Genomic DNA, 22,180 nt, shown 5'->3' on the forward strand with positions numbered 1-22,180 from the left:
TCTAATTCAATCCCACATTATTAGGAAGTTTCCTCCATGTAACTTTTTCTTAATTGGCCGCAGGCAGCATTTATATCTGTACCCATTTCTCTTCTAATAGTAACATTAATTCCGTATTTTTCAAGTATTAATTTGAATTTTTGAATACTTTCGCCCTGAGATTGCTTATAATCCCGCTCTTTTATTGGATTTACAGGGATAAGATTTACATGAGCATTTTTGCCTTTTAGGAGGGCTGACAGCTCTTTTGCCAGATCAGGCGTATCATTTTCACCTGCGATTAAACTGTATTCAAAGGTCATTCTTCGTCCGGTTTTTTGGAAATAATCATCACAGGCTTTTAGTACTTCTGCAATCGAATACCGGTTAGCTATGGGCATTAGTTCTTTTCTGACAGCATCATTGGAAGCATGAAGAGAAAGTGCCAGTGTAATTTGAAAATTCTCTTCCGCCAATTCTCTGATTTTGTCAGCAAGACCACAGGTTGATACCGTAATGTTTCTCTGGCTGATATTAAGACCATTTTCATCCGACAAGAGCTTAATAAAGGTCACCAGATTTGCATAATTATCAAGAGGTTCGCCTGTTCCCATTACTACAACATTGGATACCCTCTCACCGGTAATCCTTTGCACCATATAAATCTGATTCAACATCTCAGATGCTGTTAGATTCCTCTCGAACCCATTTAGTGTTGAAGCACAGAACCGGCAGCCCATCTTGCAGCCTACCTGGGATGAAATACATACACTGTTACCGTGATGGTATTTCATAAGGACACATTCTAAAAGATTATCGTCTTCCAGTTGGAATAGAAACTTACTTGTTTCTCCTGTTTTGGAGGTGAGCGTCCGAATTAACTTTAAATTCTTTAAATCTGTATTTTCCGCTAAATAGCTTCGAAGATTTTTGGGAATGTTGCTCATCTCCTCATAGTCTTGAATCAGCTTTACATGAAGCCATTCATAGACCTGGGAGGCTCTGTAAGGCTTTTCACCATTAAGCTTTAGATATTCCGTTAATTCCTGTTTATTCAAAGATTTTATATCTAATTTGTTCACAATAACTACCATGCCCTTTCTAACTCACTGCATGTTTGTACCAAGGATATCACAGCACCTTTAAGTACTGAGTACATCAAAGTTGTTTCTTAAGCTTAGCCATAAAAAAGCCGTCTGTATCATTCACTCCGGGTAATAGCTGGAGATAACCCTCTTTTTTTGAAGCACAGGGAAACTCATCCGGAAGGCAGTCTTCTATACTTGTAAGCTGAAAAGGATAATTTTCTGTGAACCATTCCACATTTTTAAGATTCTCATCAGGATTAATCGTACAGGTACTATAAATAAGAGTACCGCCTTTTTTTACATAGCCGTTAACAACAGAAAGAATATCTCTTTGCAGCTTCACTAACTCCTGCTGCTTTTCTTCTGTCATATTGTATTTAATATCCGGCTTCTTACCAATAACACCAAGACCGGAACAAGGCAGATCTGCTATAACAATATCAGCCTGATCCATACTTTCTTCGTCTTTTACGGTAGCATCTTTTTTAACTGCTTTCATATTATGAAAGCCCATACGCTTAATATTTTCCTGTATCAAAGCTACTTTAAAATCTGACACGTCCCTGGTTTCTACCATTCCGGTGCCCCCAAGGAGCTCTGCAGCATGAAGTGCTTTTCCGCCGGGTGCTCCGCATACATCAATAATACGGTTATTTTCTTTTATTCCAGCAATGAGGCCTATAAACATAGAACTTTCATCCTGGACTGTAAACCTTCCTTCCTGGAAGGCCTTAATTGCATCCAAACTGTCAAACTCTCTTATTTTAAGGGCACAGCTAAGATAACTCCCCTCTACCACTTCAATCCCTTCTGTTTTTAATATCTCTGCAAGTTCTTTTGATGTATTCATAGCAGTATTTACGCGAATAGTAGTATAACTTTTTTCCTCAAATTGAGCAGACAGCATTTTTTTAACTGTATTATAGTCATATTCTCTTAACCATTTCTCTATTATCCACTGGGGAGTGGAATAGAAAACGCTTAAGAAAGTAATTTTGTCCTTCTCTTCTGAAGGTAATATATCATTCTCAGAACTTCTTGCAATATTTCTCAAAACACCGTTTACAAATCCGGAAAGCGTTTTAAATCCTCGCTTCTCAGCCAGCTTTACCGATTCATTGCAAACTGCACTATCCGGTACCTGATCCATATATTTTAACTGGTAAAGAGACATCCGAAGAAGATTCCGGATAAAGGGCTTCATTTTTTTAACCTTCACTTTGGAATAAGCATCTAAAATATAATCAAGGGTAATGAGCCTTTCCAACGTCCCTTCAACCAGTCTGGTTATAAAGCTTCTGTCCTGCTTTGTCAGGTTCTTTTGGTTTTTAAGGGTTTTGTTTAACAGCGTATGGCTGAAATCACCCTTTTCCAGAATTTCTATCAGCGTATCCAGAGCAAGTTCCCTGGGTAATTTTACGGTGTTTTGCTTTTGGCTGTTTTTATCAGCTTTTTTTTTACCGGCTGTTTTTTCATCAGTCACGATTTCTTCCTCCAAACAGGTAAAGCAGCCTTAGAAGCTGAAGTATGGATGCTGCTGCTCCGGCTACATACGTTAGGGCTGCTGCACCAAGTACTTTTTTTGTAATATTTACTTCATCGCCATATAGAATTCCGGATTCATCCAGAATCTTAACTGCACGGCTGGAAGCATTGAATTCCACCGGAAGTGTTACAATTTGAAACAAAACCGCGAAAAAGAACAAGATTATTCCTGCATAAATCAAGGTTGGTGTCCTGCTTAGTAATACACCTATAATAATTAAAGGCCAAGCTAGTTTGGAACCAAAATTGGCAACCGGAAAGATAGCGGTACGTAACTTTAACGGAACATAGCTGTTCTGATGTTGGATAGCGTGTCCGCACTCATGTGCAGCAACACCAATGGAGGCTACGGAGGTTCCGCCATATACACTGTCTGACAGCCTTAAAACTTTGGCACGGGGATCATAATGGTCTGTCAGGTTTCCATTTATATGCTCTATGCTGACATCATATATACCCGCCCTATTTAATATCTTCGCCGCCGCCTGAGCACCAGTCATACCGGAGAGACTTCTCACCCTAGAGTACTTACGAAAGGTGGAATTAACCAGTGCGGATGCTAACAATGATAGTACTGCACCTATTATAACTAAAATATAAGTCGGATCAAAATATCCGTAATAATGTGGATACATAAACATTCTCCTTTCTTATTGAAGCAAGGTTTTCGTTTTAACTTCGTATCCCCTCAAAAAGCTTTCTGCTGTCATCCTTTTCTTTCCCTCTAACTGAAGTTCTTTTACAGCCAGAATCCCTTCTGCTGTCTGAATTAAGAGAGCATCTTTTCTGATATCAACAATTTCCCCCGGAACTGCCTCAGAAAGTGGTATTTCAGATAGTACTTCACTCTCTTTTAAAGCATCAGCCTCCCAGATTTTTAACATCTTGCCCTCTAAGGTAGTATACGCACTGGGCCAGGGATTTAAGCCTCTTATTAGCCTTTCAATCTTTACTGCCGGCTGGTTAAAATCAATATGGCCCAGGGATTTGTCAAGAATCTTGGCATAAGTAGATTTTTCATCCTCCTGTTTAATCCTTGCCGCCGTTCCGGCTTCTAAATCAGCAAGGGACTGTAATAGTATCGGCCCTGCTGCCTCTGCCAGCTTATCATGTAAGCTTCCAAAGGTTTCTTTTGGTGCAATCGGAACTTCTACTTTACTTATCATATCCCCGGTATCAATGCCTGGATCCATATGCATAATAGTAATTCCAGTCTTTTCCTCACCCTCTATAATACTCCATTGTATAGGAGCTGCACCTCTATATTTGGGAAGCAGAGATGCATGTACATTAATACAGCCGTATTTAGGCAGTTCTAAAACTGTTTTCGGCAGGATTTGTCCGAAGGCAGTCACTACAATAGCCTCAGGATTAAGTTCTTTTAATACCTCTATGAATTCAGGTTCTCTTACCTTTTTAGGCTGATATACCGGAATATTAAGACTTAAAGCAACTTCCTTTACAGCAGGGAATTGAACCTGGTTGCCTCTTCCCTTGGGTTTATCCTGTTGTGTTACTGCGGCCAATATATGATGTCCGGCTTCATGCAGAGCCTTCAGAATAACTGCTGCAATTTCGGGTGTTCCCATATATACAATATTCATAGGTCTGACCCTCCTTTATTCTTCCGTATTTGAATGAAGTTCTCCGATTACTTTATCCACATAAAGTTCACCGTTTAAATGATCGATTTCATGACACAGGGCCCTAGCCAAAAGCTCAGTACCCTCTACTATGATTTCTTCCATGTTCTCATTCAAAGCTTTGACTTTTGCATAATTGGGCCTTTTTACAACTCCTGATTTACCCGGTACGCTAAGGCAGCCTTCTTCACCAATCTGCTCTCCATCTGTTTCAATGATTTCAGGATTAATTAATATGATAGGCGTATCATTCTCTTCTGATACATCAATCACCACCAGCCTCTTTAATATGCCAACCTGGGGAGCTGCTAATCCTACTCCATATGCATCATACATTGTATCTAACATATCTTGAATTAAATCTTTTAGTTTTGGAGTCATTTCTGTTATTTCTTTGGCTCTCTTTGTTAAAATAGAGTCTCCAATTTTTCTGATATTTCTTATTGCCATCTAAACCTCTTTTCTGAATATGCAATCTTTTATTGGATATTCTTACATTAAGTTGAATCACATCAACCGAATTCTTATCTTTAAGTATATATTTATTTTACCCATTTTTAGAATGAAAATCAATAACTGTTCATAGGGTCAAAGTCAAATTGCACCTGTGTTCCTTGAAATTCCTCACTGAACCGGTAAAAACCGTCCAGAAAATCCTTTGCGGCTACCAGTCTTTTATAATCCTCCTCTTTTATATAAAAGCAAAAGCGGAAGATATCGTTAGCCTTGGAAAGTCTTGCAGGAGCAGGTCCGATAACATGGTACTCTAAAAGTTCTTCTCTCTCCTCCCACTGCTTTAGGGCATTTGTCAGGAGCTCTGATGCTTTGAGTGCTTTTTCTTCCTCTTTCGAGGCTATAAGGACAGCCATGATATGAGATGCCGGCGGATAGGACATTAACTTTCGGTAGACCATTTCCTGATTATAGAATTCTTCATAGTCTCCCTTTCCGGCACAAACAACACTATGATGCTCTGTCTGGTAGGTCTGTATGACAACTTCTCCCGGAAGCTCTGCTCTTCCAGCTCTTCCGGCTGCCTGGGTAAGAAGCTGGAAGGTTCTCTCCGAAGCCCTGAAATCCGCTGCATAAAGGGATAAATCTGCTGCCAGTATGCCAACAAGAGTGACCTTTGGAAAATCATGCCCTTTCACTATCATTTGGGTTCCTACCAGGATATCAGCCTGTCCTTTGGCAAAGGCAGAAAGAATCTCCTCATGTCCGCCTTTTTTTCTGGTAGTGTCCATATCCATACGAAGTATCCTGGCTGCAGGGAATTCTTTTCTTGCCATCTCCTCCACCTTTTGTGTACCGGTACCAAAAGAAGCAATATATTTCGACCCGCAGGAAGGACATTTCTCCGGAAAATTTTCTTCATATCCGCAGTAATGGCAGATAAGCTTCCCGCCATTATGGGAAGTCAGAGAAATATCACAATGGGGACACTTTAATACCAGCCCGCAGCTTCGGCAGGAAATAAACCCTGCATATCCCCGGCGGTTGATGAAGAGCATTACTTGCTCTTTTCTTTGAAGTCTCTCTTCTATCAGCGTTTTTAATTTCCTGCTGAAAATGGATTTATTTCTCGCCTTTAATTCTTCCCTCAAATCCACTGTCCAGATATGGGGCATCTGCCTCTTTCCTTCTCTGTCCGTAAGGCGATATAATTTATATTCTCCATCCAGCGCCTTCTTATAGGATTCCAGCGAAGGCGTAGCTGAGCCTAAGATGACACTCGCATCGCATAGCCTGGCTCTTTCAATGGCTGTTTCTCTGGCATGGTACTTTGGAGGATTCTCACTCTTATAGCTGCCTTCATGTTCCTCATCTATAATAATAAGACCAAGCTTCTGAAAAGGAGTAAAAAGAGCCGATCTTGGTCCGATTATAATATCAATATCACCATTTTTTGCTCTTATATACTGGTCATACTTTTCCCCCTGGGAAAGCTTGGAATTCATAATCGATACCCTGTCGGAGAATCTTTGATAAAAGCGAAGAACTGTTTGATAGGTCAGGGAAATCTCAGGTATCAGAACAATTACCTGTCTGCCTGTGCTTACTACTTCTTCAATTATGTTAATATAGACTTCTGTTTTACCGCTTCCGGTAACTCCATGTAAAAGATAGGTCTGCCTGGTGCCTTCTCTGTATTCCTTTAAGAAATCTTCCACAATTTCCTGCTGAGGCGGGGTTAAGACAATTGTTCTGCCAGTAGAAGAAGTCTCCTTTATCGGATTCCGGTATAGAACGCTGGATTCCTTTTCAATAATACCGAGCTTCTCCATGTCCTTTATGGTCGTTAAGGAAAGTCTTAAAGTATCAATAACCCAATTGTAATCAAGAGAAGGAGTTCTTATCAATGCTTCCAGTAAACGGACTCTTCCCTTATTGTTTTTCTTTCTTTCCGTTTCCAAAATTATAACAAGCTCTTCTTTCGGAAGAGCTGCTTTAATCATTCGGTTTTCTTTTTGCTTTACAGTACGTTTTACAGGCAATACCGTCTTAAGGGCTTCGTTCATGGTAGAACCAAAGGTATCTTTTATCCATCCCGCCAGGCTGATAAGCTGACTTTCCATCACTAAGGCGTCTTCCGCCAGGGCGGTTATGGGCTTGATGGCATCTTCCTTCCATTTAGGCTTATCGGAAAGTCCGATGATAAATCCTTTTATCTGCCTGTTTCCTTTGCCGAATGGAATAAGAACCTGTGCGCCGATAACTGCTCTGTCCCGTAACTGTTCCGGAATCAGGTATTGGTAGGTTTTATCCAGGTCTTCATGTGAAATGTCAACTATGATATCCGCATACTTCATTACCTAACTCCCGCCTTTCTTTCACTTAAGTTCTTTTACAATTTCATCTGTTTTCATACCTCTGGAACCCTTTATGAGAACGCCGTCTCCACTTTTCAGATAGGTTTTCAGGAAGGAAATTGCCTCCTGATTATTTGTAAAGGAATAAGTTTCTGTTGGAACTCCCCTGTCCTTAATTGCCTTTGCTATATATAAAGCCTCTTCCCCTATGGTTACCACACAGTCCAAGCTATTTTCCGCTATAAACTCTCCTACTTCATAGTGGCTTTGCTTTGAAATCTCACCTAACTCTTTCACGTCCGCTAATACCGCTATTCGACGGCTCACATTCTCTAATTCCTTTAAAACACCAATGCCGCTTTTCATGGAATCAGGACTTGCGTTATAAGAATCATCGATTATCTTTTTACCATTTGAAAGAATAATCTGTCCTCTCATTGCAATAGGCTGGTACTCCTTAAGGCCAGTTTTAGCAAGACTTACAGGTATATTATAGAACCAGGTAATGGCAAGAGCTGCCAGAGCATTGTATACATTATGAAGTCCCGGTACCTTTAAGTGGATTTCTTCTGTCAAAGTTTCTCTTACTGCCTTATCATCACTTATTCCATTGGGAGTAAGCCATAAGTTATTCTTCTCCTTGGGGTAAGTCAGGGTAAAGACAGTCTCTTCGGATACCGTTCTAATATCTGTGGCACGAAAGTCACAGTCTTCACTGATTCCATAAGTGATAACCTGACTGGCCGCAAGCTTCTTCTTTGTAATCTCTGCCAGGTCGATGGTTATCTGTCCATTCTTAAGGCACTGTGCTGCCTCCCCCAATAAATCGTCATCTCTGTTTAATACAAGACAGCCGCCTTCTTTAAAGGAGTTTATAATATTCATTTTCTCCTTACGGATATTTTCCCTGGTCTTTAGCTGGGCAATATGAGAGATTCCGATATTGGTCATAATAGCAGCTTCCGGCTGGGCAATGTTACACAATCTTGCCATTTCACCTTCTTCGCTCATACCCATCTCAATAATTCCTACTTGGTGCTCTTTAGACAATTTTAACATCATCAGCGGAAGTCCGATCTGACTGTTCATATTTCCCTCAGTTTTTAATACACACCGCGCTGTACCAAAAGCTGCCGCCACCATTTCTTTTGTAGTTGTTTTCCCTACACTGCCAGTGATTCCTACAATTGGTATAGGAAACTTATCTCTATAATAAGTTCCAAGGTTTTGCAGGGCTTTAAAGGTATCCTCCACTAATATGCAGGCCTTTCCTTCTATCTTATCAATTTCCTTCCCTGACAGACAGGAAGACGCACCGGCTGCAAGAGCATCCTTAATAAAATCATGCCCGTCAACTCTCTCCCCTACAATAGGTACAAAAAGAGAGCCCGGTGTAACGCTTTTAGAACTGGTAAATACCTCTTCTACTTTTAAGGTTTCGTCTCCCCAAAGGATTCTTCCCCCTACTGCAAGGGCTATTTCTTTTATTGTCAATACTTCCATTGTAATATCCTCTTTTCCGAATATCTAATCTGTAATCAGACATCCGTTAATCAACCAAATTTCTATAACTTAATACGAAGTTTATTAAATTATCGTCTTTCCTTCTGCTTGGATTTCTTCCACTGCCTGCCTGATAAGGTCTCTCTCATCCATCTTATACTTTACGCCCTTTATTTCCTGATAATCTTCATGGCCCTTACCGGCAAGAACAACCACATCTCCTTCTTTTGCATTCTCAATGCAGTATTTAATGGCTTCTTTTCGGTCTATGATAGACACATATTCGCCTTTCCCCTTTTTCACACCTGTTATAATATCATTTAAGATATCCTCCGGTTCCTCAAATCTTGGATTATCCGAGGTTACTACCGTAAGGTCAGCCAGATTGGAGGAGATTTCACCCATCTCATATCGTCTTAACTTAGAACGGTTGCCTCCGCAGCCAAACAAGCAGACAAGTCTCTTGGGTTCGTAGGCTTTTAGTGTAGTTAATAAGCTCTCAAGACTCATGGCATTATGCGCATAGTCTATCATCATAGAGAATTTGGAAGAAATAGCCACCGGTTCCACTCTGCCTTTTACTTTGACCATCGTAAGGGCTTTTTGGATTTCTTCTTCGTGTATTCCAAAATGTCTGCAGATAGCAATCGCAGTTAATGAGTTATATACATTGAATTTACCGGGAAGATTTACAAATACCTCGTAATCCAATAATCCCTTTAACTGATATGTTACACCCAAGCTGCCGTCCCTGCTGTGAAGGTTGATATTAACGGCCATTAAATCTGCCTTCTCTTCAATACCATAGGTTTCAAGCTTACAGGTGTGACCTTTTAGTACCTCTTCCATATGTGAATCATCTGCATTTGCAATGCCTACGACACAATTCTTAAAAAGCAATCCCTTGCAATGCATATATTCTTCAAAATCCTTATGTTCGTCTGGTCCGATATGATCCGGTTCAATATTTGTAAAAATACCATAATCAAAAACAAAGCCGGCAACTCTGTGAAGCATAAGTCCCTGAGAGGATACTTCCATGACTACACACTGACAGCCTTCTTCCACCATTTTCGCAAAATATTCCTGTATCTGATAAGATTCCGGGGTAGTATTGGCTGACGGTATTACCGTTTCCCCAATAATGACTTCTATGGTCCCGATTAATCCGGTCTTTAAACCGGAATTTTCCAAAATAGAGCGCACCATATAGGCAGTAGTAGTCTTCCCCTTTGTTCCGGTGATTCCTATGGTCTTTAATTTTTCTGCCGGATAATCAAAATATGCCGCTGACATACATGCCAATGCAAGGCGGGTATCACTTACCTTAATTAAAGTGACTTCTTCTCCCTCTAGCTCAACCTCTTCGGATATAATAAGGACTTTTGCTCCTTTATTCACTACTTCCTTTGCGTATTCATGTCCGTTTGTCTTAAATCCTTTAATACAAACAAAAACGGAACCATCTGTTACCTTTCTGGAGTCATATACCAGATTGAGGATCTCTACGTCCAGGGTTCCTTTAACGACTGTATATTCTATTTTTTCTAATAACTTTCCTAACAGCATATTATACCTCCCATATAAATATATGATAACCTATTACCCATATTCCAATCTTTGGATAGCTGCATTTTCCCCGAAAGAAAAGCCCATCCTGGCTGCCCCGGATGGGCTCATTTCAAGGCGGCAATACCCATGCTTTTGTTCATTATATAACACTAGGCATACCTTGTCAATGAAAGGGAAGTCATGGTATACTAAGGTGTCATAATCAAATCAGAAAGGATTGTTTCTTATGTTTTTTATTATGGGGATCTCAAAGGGTGAGAGAAAACTTAATTTTGTTCAGACTTTTGTTTGTTCTGCCTGCGGAAAATTCGGGCGTTTAGAAGTTTATATGACTTATACGTATTTTACATTATTCTTTATACCTTTATTTCGCTGGAATACGGAATATTATGTTGTATCCTCCTGCTGCGGAACAGTTTATTCCATTGATAAAGCCCTTGGAAAGCGTATTCAAAAGGGGGAAGAAATACACTTTAACGACAATGATTTACTAAAAACCGGGAGTCCTTTTCAAAGAAGTGAAGCCTCAAACTGCCCTTCCTGTGGTTATCCTGTCAGTAAAGATTTTGAGTTTTGTCCCAAATGCGGAAGAAAGCTATAAGAACCTTTAAGATTATGGCACTGCAATAAAATTCCCAATCAGCATAACTGCAGCTTATCTGCACTTATGCTGCTAATATAATGGAGGTTTCGAATGCTGCACATAAAGAGTTTGGATGAAGGGCTGGAAGTCTTTAAGGCTTTGGGTTCTGATATTAGAGTGGATATCATAAAACTTCTTTTAAAAAATAAAGGAATGAGTATGAACGAACTTGCTGCAAGTCTCAATATAACGAATGGAGCTTTGACAAGTCATATTAAAAAATTAGAGGATTGCGGTATTGTATCTATTGTAAATGAGCCTGCGGTACACGGTAACCAGAAGACTTGCATGGTTTGGCTGGATAAGATTCTTATTGATCTTGATACAACAGATACTCATAAGAATATTTATGAAACTGAAATCCGTATCGGCCATTATACGAACTTTCAGATACATCCTATCTGCGGTTTGGCCACAGCTTACCGATTCGTCGGTGAAGTGGACGACCCAAGATATTTTACTCATCCGGACAGGGTAGATGCAGATATTTTATGGTTTAATAAGGGTTACATTGAATATGTAATACCCAACTTTGTTCCTGCCTATCAAAAGATTGACCAGTTATCCATCTGTGCGGAAATTGGCACGAAGGCTCCTGAAACCAGTTCCTCTGTTCCTGCTGTCATAGACTTTATGTTAAATGACACCCCCATTGGTTCCTGGAGAAGTCCTGGTGATTTTGCTGATAATACCTCAGGTATTTTTACTCCTGACTGGTGGTACCGCAATTGGAAGCAGTATGGTATGCTTAAAAACATAACAATTAATAATAACGGTACTTTTCTGGATGGTCTTAAAATATCCTCTGTTTCTTTAAAAGATTTCATGCTGGATTACAAAAGTACTATCAAATTCCGTTTCAGTATCGATTCTGAAGCAGAGCATACCGGGGGAATAACTATCTTCGGCCGCAATTTCGGAAACTATAATCAGAATATTAATATACGTATTCATTATAGCCCTATGTAAAAGTTTTAGGCAGGAATATATGATTTGACACCAGGATTATCTCCTGTTGCCTTCACCTTTCCTGCCTAAATTTATAAAACATCTGTTGGATTATCCATAAGGGTAACCAGACGAAAGCCATGAGCATGACCATCCGCATCTGTTGTAATACCCTCCAGGTAGTGTACATGTTTGTCTCCCATGGGTATTGCCCCGCATATCCTCCCCTTATATTCATGAAAATGTCCGTCGGTATTATCCGTTTGGAATACAATTTCATGACAATGATTACCATTTTCTAAAAATATGGCTTCCCCTGTAATAAAGGAATAACGATGATAATGCTTATCTTCAGCCATTTTAAGGTACCCTTGCACCTCATGCACATGACTTTTATATTGAGAATTACTTTTTTTTATTTTTATTTTAATATAACCCAAACTGCTCAGCTCCTTAAGACAACATCCTATTTGCAATCATGCCTAAAAGTATCATATGCAGCTTATCTAAAAGAGTTCGTTTTTTTAATTTCCATACTATCGGAGCCTTCTGTTTTCAAATCTGGCATGAGTCTTTAAACAATATATCAAACTATTGATCTTATCTTCAATATCTCCTTCTCCAAGGTTGCAGTCAACAGATAATGCCATATGGTTTAGTATGCTTTCATTTAAGTATTTGCGGCTTCCTGCCAATACATTGAGCTTATCTTCATAATTCTTTGCATCCAGGAACTCCATAAGCACAGGATTTACACCTCCTGCTGCTTCTCTTCTTTCGTAACTTATATCTGGTCTGGAAAGTTGAACACTTGGTTCTCCCCATACTTTTTCAGTTTTTATATTTTCTTCTTCTGACGTTACCTTCTCTGCTGCTTTTAATGATTCATCCCTTTTTGAAGCTCCAGAGTAATCTTCTGAAAAACCTAAAGGAACTTTTTGATACTGTGCAGCAATAGGCTGCATTTCTTTTATAAAATCAATCCAAGGCATCACATAAATTTTATATTCTCCAAATAATGCCTGATACACTGCCATTTCGGTATTCACACTCTCATAAGCAGCCAATGCAATAAACTGTACAAGATTATTATTTCTATCTATAAATTGTTGTCCGGCTGCCGGTATTGTTCGATCTCCCATTTGGATTCTCCTTCCATAGGACGGTTTACTAAAGTATAGCCCATCTTTTATTTATTATATCCTTTTATCGACAATTCTTCAACTTCAACCGTTACAATCCCTATGGTAAACTGAATTACAAAGGCGTTTTCTGTCTTATTTTTATTATATTAATTGTATAATTATGAAAAATGTTGACTTCATTTTGAAAAACGGCTACAATGCTCTTTAACAAGAAGTAATTACATGAAGCAAAGGAGTATTGTTATGAGTTTCGAATATCGAAAAGAAGTTATATCTCCTGCCGAACTATTGAGTACTTATTCTCTGACAGAAAAAGAACGCCTGGCCAAAGCAGAAAGAGATAATGAGATTAAGGATGTTTTTATAGAAAAGTCAGGTAAATTCCTGGTTATAATCGGCCCTTGCTCTGCAGATAATGAAGATTCCGTCTGCGATTATATAAGCAGGCTTGCCAAGGTTCAGGAAAAAGTTAAGGATAAATTAATCCTGATTCCTCGTATCTACACAAATAAGCCCCGTACCACAGGTGAAGGTTATAAAGGAATTGCCCATCAGCCGGATCCTGAAAAGAAACCGGACTTACAGGAAGGTCTGATTGCAATGAGAAAGATTCATCTGCGGGCTATTAAAGAGACCGGCCTTACTGCAGCAGATGAAATGCTCTATCCTGAGAATTGGCCTTATGTAGAAGATATTCTCTCCTATGTGGCGGTAGGTGCGCGTTCCGTAGAAAATCAACAGCACCGCCTTACGATAAGCGGCATCAACTGCCCTGCCGGCATGAAGAATCCGACCAGTGGTGATATTTCCGTTATGTTAAATTCCTGTGTGGCAGCTCAAGCCTCCCATACCTTCTTATATAGGGCTTATGAAGTAAAGACAACAGGAAATCCTCTTGCCCACTGTATCTTAAGAGGGGCTGTGAATAAACATGGACAAGCACTCCCTAACTATCATTATGAAGATTTAGTCCATCTGTTAGATATGTATAACGAAAGGGATTTATCCTATCCGGCAGCCATTATAGACGCGAATCATGCCAACTCCAATAAGCTGTACAATGAACAACCCCGTATTATAAAGGAAATCCTCCACAGCAGGTCTGTTAATCCGGATATTGAGAGATTAGTAAAAGGTGTTATGATAGAAAGTTATATCGAGCCCGGTAATCAGAAAGTCTCAGAACATACTTATGGTAAGTCCATAACCGATGCCTGCCTGGGTTGGGCAGAATCAGAAAAACTCATCTATACTATAGCTGATCATATCTAAACAAGGGAGCTGTCGCTTGAACGATTGATAAATCGTGAAGTGGCAGCTCCCTTTTCTGCAAAAATACCCTTTTCTTATCTACATTCGGGGGTTATAAAAACTTACACTTTTATATATTTTAATTGCGGTTTTGATTACTTTGTAGATACAGTAATTATCTCACTATAGGCACCATAGGTTATCTTTTTATTACTCGTTTTATACGCTCTAACCTTAAAATTATATGCTGTTCGGGACTTAAGACCTTTCATTGTACTTGATGTTGTATAATAATTTTTTATTGTTTCTATCTCAATCCATTTTGAATTTTTATATTGATAAATTTTATAACCAGTAACGCCAGCCTGCTTTTCCCAGGTAAGTTTCAGGGATGTTTTACTTTTACTGGACAACTTCAGACCTTTCGTAACAGACGGAGCATTTGTACAAGAGATTACAGCACTATATTTTGCTTTAATATTATTCTTAGCCCCTAGTGCTTGAATCTTATAATAATATGTTTTACCGATTGAAATAGATTTATCTGACCATGTTAATTGATTAGCTTTTGTAACAGTGCCAACTTTTTTATAGCTACCTGTCTTGCTAGAAGAGCGATAAATATTATATCCATTTGCTCCAGCTACCCTATTCCAATTTAGTTTAATATATGAATATTTTACACAATTAGCTTTTACTAATTGAGGAGAGTTTAATAACGGCATATTTGCTGATAATAAGTAAGTAGAATTATGACTAATCTCATATTCAGTATAGCCATCGCCGGCAAATTCAACGTCTGTATCAAGCACATCAGGAGATTGATCATAATAAGTTAATATCATATCCGATGTGACCTTATATTTTTCCTTTAAAAATTCATTATTTATACGCATCTGAACTTTTCCTGGAAGAACCCCATTCTCAGCATATCGCATATAAAGGATATAATCATCATTTGTAAATCCATAATCCGAACCCTTCTGCTTGCTGATATTTACATTCAGATTGATAGTCTTACAATTATCTAGATTAATGTCCTTGCCGTTAAATATCCATTGAACATCATTATTCTCAAATACTACTGTCTTATCTTTTCCGGCAATTGCTTGAAAAAGTCTTTTATCTGCTTTATTGTTATTGCGATAATCCAATACTGCAGTCTGCCCTTCAATCATAGAATTAATTGCATTTACTGCCGCATCAACATTACCAGTTGCTCCATAATAAGTTATATCGAAAGCGCTGTTAATGGTTATTGTTGGATCAATAAATCCGCTTATCTTATTTAAATGCTTTCTATCATACCCTATGTCGTTGCTTCCCACAGATGGAATAACTTGAATATAATCAATTTTAAATTTTCCTTCTCCTTGAAATGGGTCTATAGGAAACTTCAATCTATGGGTTCCGCTCATTATTGGTGTATCCGAGTACCATGATAGGAATGCTTTTCTTCCTTCTTCATTAATTAAGTCAATAAAGATACAGTTCACACCATATTTACCTGTAGTTATTGTTATAGGAACCTCAAGACAATCCGGTGTTACTATTGCCACGTTATCAAGATTAATAGACTTAATCGTAGGTGATGTACTTTCTACATAGTTTGATTTCGTAACAGTAATTTTCTGAGTGAACTTACTCCATTCAGGAGAGTCCGGAGTATACTTTTTGTAATTGCCGCCATGATCAGACAAAATGACACTTTCAAGTGTATAAGTACCCACTACGAAAGGATCCTGAATCATAGCTATTAGATTATACTTACCAGTATGTAGTTCATTTCCATCAGGGTATCCGCTGTAATCCGACCAGTTTACATAGAAAAGGGCAGTTCCTTCATTTCTAAAGGTTAGAGAAATATCACTTATCCCACTTCCATCCTCTTGCGCATCTACGTTTATGTTAATTAATCCAGTGGAAGAATCAATATTGTCTGCGTTTTCTATCGTCATATTGTTAAGTTTAGGTTCTGTAAAATCTGTAGTTGTTGAATGTGTAACGATTATTTTAGATGTTGAGTTTTTTAAACATTCTGCGCCTTGTTGAGCACTGTATTCACTACTATTTCCATTTGCATCAGATAAATAGATATCTTCTAAATAATACATCTCCTCATAGAAGAATTCTCCATCAAATGATAAAGTCACCGTCGTCATTCCCGAATATAACGGTTTTATTCCATCCTCTGGAAATGTGAAATACTGTAAAGATTTTCTCTTTCCACTTTCTTGACCTTTAAAAATGATAATTATATTATTTACACCTACTCCGTCCTCTTTCAAATCAAAGGTAATTTTCATTCCTTTCTCGGTGTCAATATTATCTGCATTTGAGATTGTTAATCTGTTCAGAATTGGCGCTGTTTTATCATATCCTGTATCTGCCTGTACGGAACTACTAAAAATTTGTACAACTAAAAGTATTACGATTAATAACATTCCGAATGATTTTCTAAGTATTCTATATGATCCCATAAAATTCCCCTATCAAGTTTTAAATTTGCTTTCTTAGTCACAAACATTCCCACTCTTAAAATGAATGGTCCCTTTAATTATAAAGCAAACAACTACTTAAAAATAGAGGAGCATAATTCCAATAATTATTTTCACTTAATAAATTCCATACTTTTCAAGGTTTCGAATTTATTTTTTACAGTCAAAAAAGCTGCGCACTAATATTTAGTGTCACAGCTTCTTGATATTTCTGTTATTGTTTATTCATATTCATCGCAAATTCTACCCTGTTACCACACATCATCCCCTATGACCTCATAACTTATCTCTTTCATTTCAATATCAAAGTAGAATTATGCCTATATGGATATCTTTAAGCTCTTGGATGTGTGTCAGAATATACCTTGGTAAGCTTCTTATCTGTTCCCTGTACATAATACTGGGTAGTGGTAACATCTGCATGTCCTAGGAATTCCTGAATACTCTTTAAATCTGCTCCATTTGCTATCATATGCGCCGCAAAGGAATTTCTTAAGATCTGAGGGGTGATTTCCATGGCAATCCCTGCATTTCTCCCATAAGCTTTCATAATCTTCCAAAAGCCTTGTCTGCTCATGGGTTCTCCTGACAGATTCGTAAACAGGAAATCCGTCTTGACTTCTCCTACTAAAGCCGGTCTGCCAATATTAAAATAATTCTCAAGTGCATGCTTTGCCATATTCCCGAAAGGGATTAATCGCTCTTTCTTACTGTTGCAGCAGCGAAGAAAACGGTTCTTTAAATTAAGATCCTCCAGTTTAATGGAGATGAGCTCTGTCACTCTGATACCTGTGGCATATAACAGCTCCAGCATTGCTTTATCTCTCATTCCCTTTACAGTATCAGGATCCGGCTGTTCCAAAAGCCCGTTGACTTCTTCCGCCGAAAGGGATGAATGAGGCTTCTTTTCTACCTTTGGTGATTTCATCCGCTCTGTAGGATCGTGGTTTAACTTACCTTTTTTTATCAGATATAATACAAATGCCTTAATCGATGCGATATTTCTTGATACAGTAGCGGGAGACATTCCTTCCTTCTCCAGTGTCAATACATAAGAATTCAGACTGGTTTCGCTCAGTTTGTCCTCCTCGGTTATATTCTGCTTGTACATATAATTCACTAACTTTGTCAAATCATTTCGATAAGACAGGCAAGTGTTTACACTTGCATTTTTTACTTCTTTCATATATGTAATAAATTCCTGCAGTTCAGCCTTCATACAGCAATTCTCCTTCAATCAATTATCAGAACAACGTTTCCTCTTCATATTCTCATTATAATTGTTGAATTTGGGAATTGCAATTAAAAATATATTCCTATAAGAAAATATTCAATATCTTTCTTAAAACAAACGAACCAATGTATGCTTCCGATAATCCGCCTGCTGCAAGTACTACTCCTAAAAGTACCGCCAGGGCAAGATATTTAGTGGTCTTTTCTCTTTTTCCCTTCTTGCCCAGGTTATCGTAACGCAAGCTTTTATTAAGCCAAAAAGCCAGGCGAAAGCTAATAAAAATCACCGGTATGTAAATTAAATACTGGGGAAAGGTATAACCTATAATAAGGAGAATTCCTTTTACTTTAAATTTCATTAAAATGACCGAAATAAAAAAACTGCTTTGGAATCCGAAATAGGTAAGACATAGGGCTATAAAAGGAATGCCAAAGGTGGTAATGCAAACCATCCAAAGTATTATATAACTTTTAAAAATATCCCAATAAACATACTTTAAAAGTTCTGAATAATTAATAGGTGTATCCTTTATCTGTGTAAGGTACTCCGTATTTAAGATATTAATATTTCCCCAATAAAAGCTTTTAAAAACCCTTGCAAAAACTACACCAAGTACTGCTCCAAAAGCTGCCAATAACAAGCCTGTTTTTATTTCCCCTAATCTATGCAATTGCTGTTTTAAAAAGTTCATACCGGCACCTGATACTATTGTCTATAAAATAGCATATGAGACTATTGTAAAAATAATGCCCGTATCTGAAATAGTATGCTAAGGTTACTTCATCTCTTTTTTTGTCTTATAAGCCAGAATAGCCGCAATGGTTTTCGCATCTTTAATCTGCCCGGTAAAAATAAAGTTCACAAGTTCATCTATTGAGTAGCTTTCAATCGTTACAAATTCATCTTCATCTAAATGCTGTTTTGAGGGTATTAGATGTTCTGTGAAATAGATACCGATTTTTTCATTGCAGAAGGCTACCGTAGTATAAAGATCCAGCAAATGCTCTGTATGCTCAGCCCTATATCCGGTTTCTTCTTCTAATTCTCTGGCTGCACAAGTCTTCATATCCTCTCCTGGATTTAGTCCTCCTGCTGGAATTTCAAGGGTATACTCTTCCACCGCATTACGATATTGTCTAACCATTAATATCTTTCCTTCGTCGGTTACGGGCACAATAGCTGCAGCTCCTTTGTGTCCGATAAAATCCCATTCGGCGGTTTTCCCATTTGGTAATTCCATGGTGTCCGTATAAAAATCTATAATGTGCCCTTTATGGCATAAAGTTCTTTTTAGCCTCTTGTATTCTCTCTTTTCCATTTAACCCTCCATGATGCACTTTAGCTCATATTTAAAATCAAAGCGAAAATGTTCTCTCTTTTTCCACGGACTCTTTCGTGAATATTATGTTGATAACTGTTTTTTAACATAATATCCCATGTTTATTTATTAAGCGATACCGCTCTTTCATAACAAGCATCCGAGGCTTTCATAATAGCATTACGAAAACCATACTCCTCCAGAGCTTCTACTGCTGCAATTGTCGTACCGCCCGGTGAGCAGACCTGGTCCTTTAACTTACCCGGATGTTCACCTGTCTCCAAGATCATCTTTGCAGCACCAAGTACTGTCTGAGCCGTAAGTTTATAAGCCTTATCTCTTGGAATACCATATTTAACAGCACTGTCTGCCAGAGCTTCAATAAACATATAAACATATGCGGGGGAGCTACCGCTGGCACAAACGATGGAATTCATAAGACTTTCCTCAAACACTTCATATTTACCAAAGGAATTAAAAAACCGGTCAATCCATTCCTTTTCCGACTCACTATACCCGTCCTTTGAAAAGCACACAGCAGACATTCCTTCTCCTACGAGAGCCGGTGTATTCGGCATGGACCTAACCACACGGATGTGCTCCCCAAGAGCCTGTTTCATAGACTCTATCGTAATACCGGCAGCAATGGAGATAACAATATGCTCCTCTGTCAGACTGTCCTTTATATCCCTATAAACATCCCCAAAAAACTGCGGTTTCACAGCAAGCACAACATATTTACATGATTCCACCAATGTTTTATTATTCCATGCATAATCTGCTCCCGTTTCCTTATGAACCACTACTTTTCTTTCTTCTCTTTTCGTTGTAAAAAGAATAGATTCTGTTCCAAACACTTTTACAGCTCCCAAAATCATCGGGAGTCCCATATTACCCGCTCCGATAAATCCTACCTTATCCATTCGACTGCCTCCTTTATCTAATTCGTCTCTTAATTCCAAAGAATTTATTAGTAATTGTAGTATATAACTCCCTATTATGCAAGAAAGAATATGCTTACACAGGCAACCTCATAAAACCAATATTATAGATAAACAGATGACCGGAAGGTTTGTTTTAAAACTTCGTCTCGAGAGATTCTTTATGACACTTAAGCGGCAGGAAACGTAACTAGAAAAACAGATGCCACTGTTTGAGCGCAGAACCCATCCGCTCCCGCGATGTTTCAGCGAGTTTGGCACCTTTTTGACTGCCAGTTACGTTTCCTGGCGATTTAGTGGAATTAGAATCTCGAGTAACCAAGTTTTAAAACGAACCTTCCGGTCATCGTCCGTCCCTCATACTGGCTTCATCAGTTTAACTCATTAAATTATTTTCCATTAAAAAAAGATGGCGAAATTCCTTTTACCGGAATTTCGGCCATCTATAATTCTTATTATTTTGCGTAATCTGTAACCCTTGATTCCCTGATTACATTTACTTTAATCTGACCCGGATATTCCAGTTCAGATTCAATCTGTTTAGATACATCGCGGGCAAGTAATATCATGTCTGCATCGGAAATCTGTTCCGGCACTACCATAATACGAACTTCTCTGCCTGCTTGTATTGCGAATGACTTATCTACTCCCTTAAAGCTATTGGAGATATCTTCTAATTGTTTCAATCTGTTTGTGTATGTTTCTAATGTTTCTCTTCTAGCACCTGGTCTCGCAGCTGAAATGGTGTCCGCAGCCTGTACAATACAAGCGATTAAGGATTCGGGTTCAACATCACCATGATGTGATTCCACTGCATTAATAACAATCGCTGATTCCTTATACTTTCTGCATAAATCAACACCAATTTGAATATGTGAGCCTTCCATCTCATGGTCAACAGATTTACCAATATCATGCAGTAATCCGGCTCTCTTTGCCATTCTGATATCTACGCCTATCTCTCCGGCAAGTAATCCGGATAACTGAGCTACTTCAATCGAATGTTTTAAAGCATTTTGTCCATAACTTGTACGGAACTTCATCTTACCGAGAAGTCTGACAAGTTCTGGATGAATTCCATGAACACCAACTTCTAGAGTTGCCGCTTCACCTTCTTCACGAATCATGACTTCAACTTCCTTTTGAGCCTTTTCCACCATCTCTTCAATTCTGGCAGGATGAATTCTTCCATCTACAATCAGCTTTTCAAGGGCAATTCTTGCCACTTCTCTTCTGATAGGATCGAAGCCGGATAAAATAACAGCCTCTGGGGTATCATCTATAATTAGATCTACTCCTGTAAGGGTTTCTAAGGTACGGATATTTCTTCCTTCCCTTCCTATTATCCTTCCTTTCATCTCGTCATTCGGAAGCTGTACAACGGATATAGTAGTTTCCGCAACATGATCTGCTGCGCATTTCTGAATAGCGGTAACAACATAGTCCTTTGCCTTTTTGTCTGCTTCTTCTTTTGCTTTGCTTTCAAGTTCCTTAACTAACATTGCAGTTTCATGTTTTACTTCGTCTTCAACTGTTTTTAAAAGATATTCTTTCGCTTGTTCGGAGGTAAGTCCTGAAATTTTCTCCAGTTCCTGCAGCTGCTGTGCATGTAGTGCTTCTGCTTCTACCTTGATTTTATCAAGCTCAGCTTCTTTTGCAGAAAGTCTGGATTCTTTCTTCTCAAGTGCTTCGATCTTTCTGTCTAAGGTTTCTTCCTTTGACAGAACCCTTTTCTCATATCGTTGAACTTCTGCTCGTCTTTCCTTGGTTTCCTTCTCTAACTCATTCTTAGTCTTTAAAGACTCTTCCTTTGCTTCAAGTAAGGCTTCTCTTTTCTTAGTTTCAGCTGTTTTTAAAGCTTCATCTATGATTTCCCTTGCTTTTTCCTCAGCAGAACCAATCTTAGCTTCTACAACCTTAACATGGTAGGAAATAGCAAATTTCCAGACAAGAGGAACAGCGATGAGCAGGGTAACTAATATACTTGCTATTATAGGTAATATATCCTGCACTGGAGCACCTCCTTATTGAATTTTCATTGTACAAATATACAACATATAAA

At 38.5% G+C, this 22,180-nt stretch carries 19 protein-coding genes; 3 read left to right on the forward strand and 16 right to left on the reverse strand.

Features of this window, described 5'->3' with window-relative positions; all coding sequences use genetic code 11:
- Nucleotides 1–20: 20 nt before the first annotated feature.
- The 8 genes from rlmN to bsdcttw_RS16340 form a co-directional block, all read right to left on the reverse strand.
- The gene (gene rlmN / locus bsdcttw_RS16305) at nt 21–1,061 is read right to left on the reverse strand and encodes a 23S rRNA (adenine(2503)-C(2))-methyltransferase RlmN (protein ID WP_225903684.1); all 1,041 of its coding nucleotides are present in this window, start codon (nt 1,059–1,061) and stop codon (nt 21–23) included.
- 76 nt (nt 1,062–1,137) lie between these two features.
- On the reverse strand, nt 1,138–2,550 hold the full coding sequence (gene rsmB / locus bsdcttw_RS16310; protein ID WP_185255898.1) for a 16S rRNA (cytosine(967)-C(5))-methyltransferase RsmB: 1,413 nt from the start codon (nt 2,548–2,550) through the stop codon (nt 1,138–1,140).
- Nucleotides 2,543–3,247 (reverse strand): zinc metallopeptidase, encoded by a 705-nt coding sequence (locus tag bsdcttw_RS16315; protein WP_185255899.1) that lies wholly within the window; start codon nt 3,245–3,247, stop codon nt 2,543–2,545. The genes rsmB and bsdcttw_RS16315 overlap by 8 nt, the downstream gene beginning before the upstream one ends.
- A 15-nt stretch (nt 3,248–3,262) precedes the next feature.
- Nucleotides 3,263–4,216 (reverse strand): methionyl-tRNA formyltransferase, encoded by a 954-nt coding sequence (fmt, locus tag bsdcttw_RS16320; protein ID WP_185255900.1) that lies wholly within the window; start codon nt 4,214–4,216, stop codon nt 3,263–3,265.
- 15 nt (nt 4,217–4,231) lie between these two features.
- A complete protein-coding gene (def, locus tag bsdcttw_RS16325; protein ID WP_185255901.1) occupies nt 4,232–4,705 on the reverse strand; it encodes a peptide deformylase in 474 nt (157 codons plus the stop codon).
- A gap of 119 nt (nt 4,706–4,824) precedes the next feature.
- A complete protein-coding gene (priA, locus tag bsdcttw_RS16330; RefSeq protein WP_185255902.1) occupies nt 4,825–7,065 on the reverse strand; it encodes a replication restart helicase PriA in 2,241 nt (746 codons plus the stop codon).
- A gap of 21 nt (nt 7,066–7,086) precedes the next feature.
- Nucleotides 7,087–8,568 carry a UDP-N-acetylmuramoyl-tripeptide--D-alanyl-D-alanine ligase gene (locus bsdcttw_RS16335; RefSeq protein ID WP_185255903.1) on the reverse strand — a complete coding sequence of 494 codons (1,482 nt, stop codon included), beginning with the start codon at nt 8,566–8,568 and terminating at the stop codon, nt 7,087–7,089.
- Between the two features lie 84 nt (nt 8,569–8,652).
- Nucleotides 8,653–10,137: a UDP-N-acetylmuramoyl-L-alanyl-D-glutamate--2,6-diaminopimelate ligase gene (locus bsdcttw_RS16340; RefSeq protein WP_185255904.1), complete on the reverse strand. Its 1,485-nt coding sequence runs from the start codon at nt 10,135–10,137 to the stop codon at nt 8,653–8,655.
- 229 nt (nt 10,138–10,366) lie between these two features.
- Between bsdcttw_RS16340 and bsdcttw_RS16345 the strand changes: the two genes are divergently transcribed.
- Together bsdcttw_RS16345 and bsdcttw_RS16350 are read left to right on the forward strand one after the other, a co-directional pair.
- Nucleotides 10,367–10,741, forward strand: coding sequence for a zinc ribbon domain-containing protein (locus tag bsdcttw_RS16345; RefSeq protein ID WP_185255905.1), 375 nt, complete (start codon nt 10,367–10,369; stop codon nt 10,739–10,741).
- 93 nt (nt 10,742–10,834) lie between these two features.
- On the forward strand, nt 10,835–11,752 hold the full coding sequence (locus tag bsdcttw_RS16350) for a winged helix-turn-helix transcriptional regulator (protein ID WP_185255906.1): 918 nt from the start codon (nt 10,835–10,837) through the stop codon (nt 11,750–11,752).
- A 71-nt stretch (nt 11,753–11,823) separates the two neighbouring features.
- Here the strand turns inward: bsdcttw_RS16350 and bsdcttw_RS16355 are convergent, their stop codons facing one another.
- A complete protein-coding gene (locus tag bsdcttw_RS16355) occupies nt 11,824–12,090 on the reverse strand; it encodes a YmaF family protein (RefSeq protein WP_185255907.1) in 267 nt (88 codons plus the stop codon).
- A 177-nt stretch (nt 12,091–12,267) separates the two neighbouring features.
- The gene (locus bsdcttw_RS16360) at nt 12,268–12,873 is read right to left on the reverse strand and encodes a hypothetical protein (protein WP_185255908.1); all 606 of its coding nucleotides are present in this window, start codon (nt 12,871–12,873) and stop codon (nt 12,268–12,270) included.
- 246 nt (nt 12,874–13,119) lie between these two features.
- On the opposite strand from bsdcttw_RS16360, the gene bsdcttw_RS16365 reads away from it, so the two are divergent.
- The gene (locus bsdcttw_RS16365; RefSeq protein ID WP_185255909.1) at nt 13,120–14,148 is read left to right on the forward strand and encodes a 3-deoxy-7-phosphoheptulonate synthase; all 1,029 of its coding nucleotides are present in this window, start codon (nt 13,120–13,122) and stop codon (nt 14,146–14,148) included.
- Nucleotides 14,149–14,282: 134 nt separating this feature from the next.
- Here the strand turns inward: bsdcttw_RS16365 and bsdcttw_RS16370 are convergent, their stop codons facing one another.
- The 6 genes from bsdcttw_RS16370 to rny form a co-directional block, all read right to left on the reverse strand.
- A complete protein-coding gene (locus tag bsdcttw_RS16370) occupies nt 14,283–16,607 on the reverse strand; it encodes a fibronectin type III domain-containing protein (RefSeq protein WP_185255910.1) in 2,325 nt (774 codons plus the stop codon).
- Between the two features lie 352 nt (nt 16,608–16,959).
- Nucleotides 16,960–17,844: a tyrosine recombinase gene (locus bsdcttw_RS16375; RefSeq protein WP_185255911.1), complete on the reverse strand. Its 885-nt coding sequence runs from the start codon at nt 17,842–17,844 to the stop codon at nt 16,960–16,962.
- A 97-nt stretch (nt 17,845–17,941) separates the two neighbouring features.
- Nucleotides 17,942–18,550, reverse strand: a complete 609-nt coding sequence (locus tag bsdcttw_RS16380; protein WP_185255912.1) for a stage II sporulation protein M — start codon at nt 18,548–18,550, stop codon at nt 17,942–17,944.
- A gap of 84 nt (nt 18,551–18,634) precedes the next feature.
- Nucleotides 18,635–19,177 (reverse strand): NUDIX hydrolase, encoded by a 543-nt coding sequence (locus bsdcttw_RS16385; protein WP_185255913.1) that lies wholly within the window; start codon nt 19,175–19,177, stop codon nt 18,635–18,637.
- 122 nt (nt 19,178–19,299) lie between these two features.
- The gene (gene proC / locus bsdcttw_RS16390) at nt 19,300–20,100 is read right to left on the reverse strand and encodes a pyrroline-5-carboxylate reductase (RefSeq protein WP_185255914.1); all 801 of its coding nucleotides are present in this window, start codon (nt 20,098–20,100) and stop codon (nt 19,300–19,302) included.
- Nucleotides 20,101–20,573: 473 nt separating this feature from the next.
- The gene (rny, locus tag bsdcttw_RS16395) at nt 20,574–22,088 is read right to left on the reverse strand and encodes a ribonuclease Y (RefSeq protein ID WP_225903875.1); all 1,515 of its coding nucleotides are present in this window, start codon (nt 22,086–22,088) and stop codon (nt 20,574–20,576) included.
- Between the last annotated feature and the right edge of the window lie 92 nt (nt 22,089–22,180).

It is taken from the genome of Anaerocolumna chitinilytica (assembly GCF_014218355.1).
Lineage (GTDB): Bacteria > Bacillota > Clostridia > Lachnospirales > Lachnospiraceae > Anaerocolumna > Anaerocolumna chitinilytica.

Excerpts from the sequence above, each read along its gene's own strand:
- bsdcttw_RS16315 (WP_185255899.1), bottom strand. The coding sequence starts at position 3,247 with ATGTATCCACATTATTACGGATATTTTGATCCGACTTATATTTTAGTT.
- fmt (WP_185255900.1), bottom strand. The coding sequence starts at position 4,216 with ATGAATATTGTATATATGGGAACACCCGAAATTGCAGCAGTTATTCTG.
- def (WP_185255901.1), bottom strand. The coding sequence starts at position 4,705 with ATGGCAATAAGAAATATCAGAAAAATTGGAGACTCTATTTTAACAAAG.
- priA (WP_185255902.1), bottom strand. The coding sequence starts at position 7,065 with ATGAAGTATGCGGATATCATAGTTGACATTTCACATGAAGACCTGGAT.
- bsdcttw_RS16335 (WP_185255903.1), bottom strand. The coding sequence starts at position 8,568 with ATGGAAGTATTGACAATAAAAGAAATAGCCCTTGCAGTAGGGGGAAGA.
- bsdcttw_RS16340 (WP_185255904.1), bottom strand. The coding sequence starts at position 10,137 with ATGCTGTTAGGAAAGTTATTAGAAAAAATAGAATATACAGTCGTTAAA.
- bsdcttw_RS16345 (WP_185255905.1), top strand. The coding sequence starts at position 10,367 with ATGTTTTTTATTATGGGGATCTCAAAGGGTGAGAGAAAACTTAATTTT.
- bsdcttw_RS16350 (WP_185255906.1), top strand. The coding sequence starts at position 10,835 with ATGCTGCACATAAAGAGTTTGGATGAAGGGCTGGAAGTCTTTAAGGCT.
- bsdcttw_RS16355 (WP_185255907.1), bottom strand. The coding sequence starts at position 12,090 with ATGGCTGAAGATAAGCATTATCATCGTTATTCCTTTATTACAGGGGAA.
- bsdcttw_RS16360 (WP_185255908.1), bottom strand. The coding sequence starts at position 12,873 with ATGGGAGATCGAACAATACCGGCAGCCGGACAACAATTTATAGATAGA.
- bsdcttw_RS16365 (WP_185255909.1), top strand. The coding sequence starts at position 13,120 with ATGAGTTTCGAATATCGAAAAGAAGTTATATCTCCTGCCGAACTATTG.
- bsdcttw_RS16370 (WP_185255910.1), bottom strand. The coding sequence starts at position 16,607 with ATGGGATCATATAGAATACTTAGAAAATCATTCGGAATGTTATTAATC.
- bsdcttw_RS16375 (WP_185255911.1), bottom strand. The coding sequence starts at position 17,844 with ATGAAGGCTGAACTGCAGGAATTTATTACATATATGAAAGAAGTAAAA.
- bsdcttw_RS16380 (WP_185255912.1), bottom strand. The coding sequence starts at position 18,550 with ATGAACTTTTTAAAACAGCAATTGCATAGATTAGGGGAAATAAAAACA.
- bsdcttw_RS16385 (WP_185255913.1), bottom strand. The coding sequence starts at position 19,177 with ATGGAAAAGAGAGAATACAAGAGGCTAAAAAGAACTTTATGCCATAAA.
- proC (WP_185255914.1), bottom strand. The coding sequence starts at position 20,100 with ATGGATAAGGTAGGATTTATCGGAGCGGGTAATATGGGACTCCCGATG.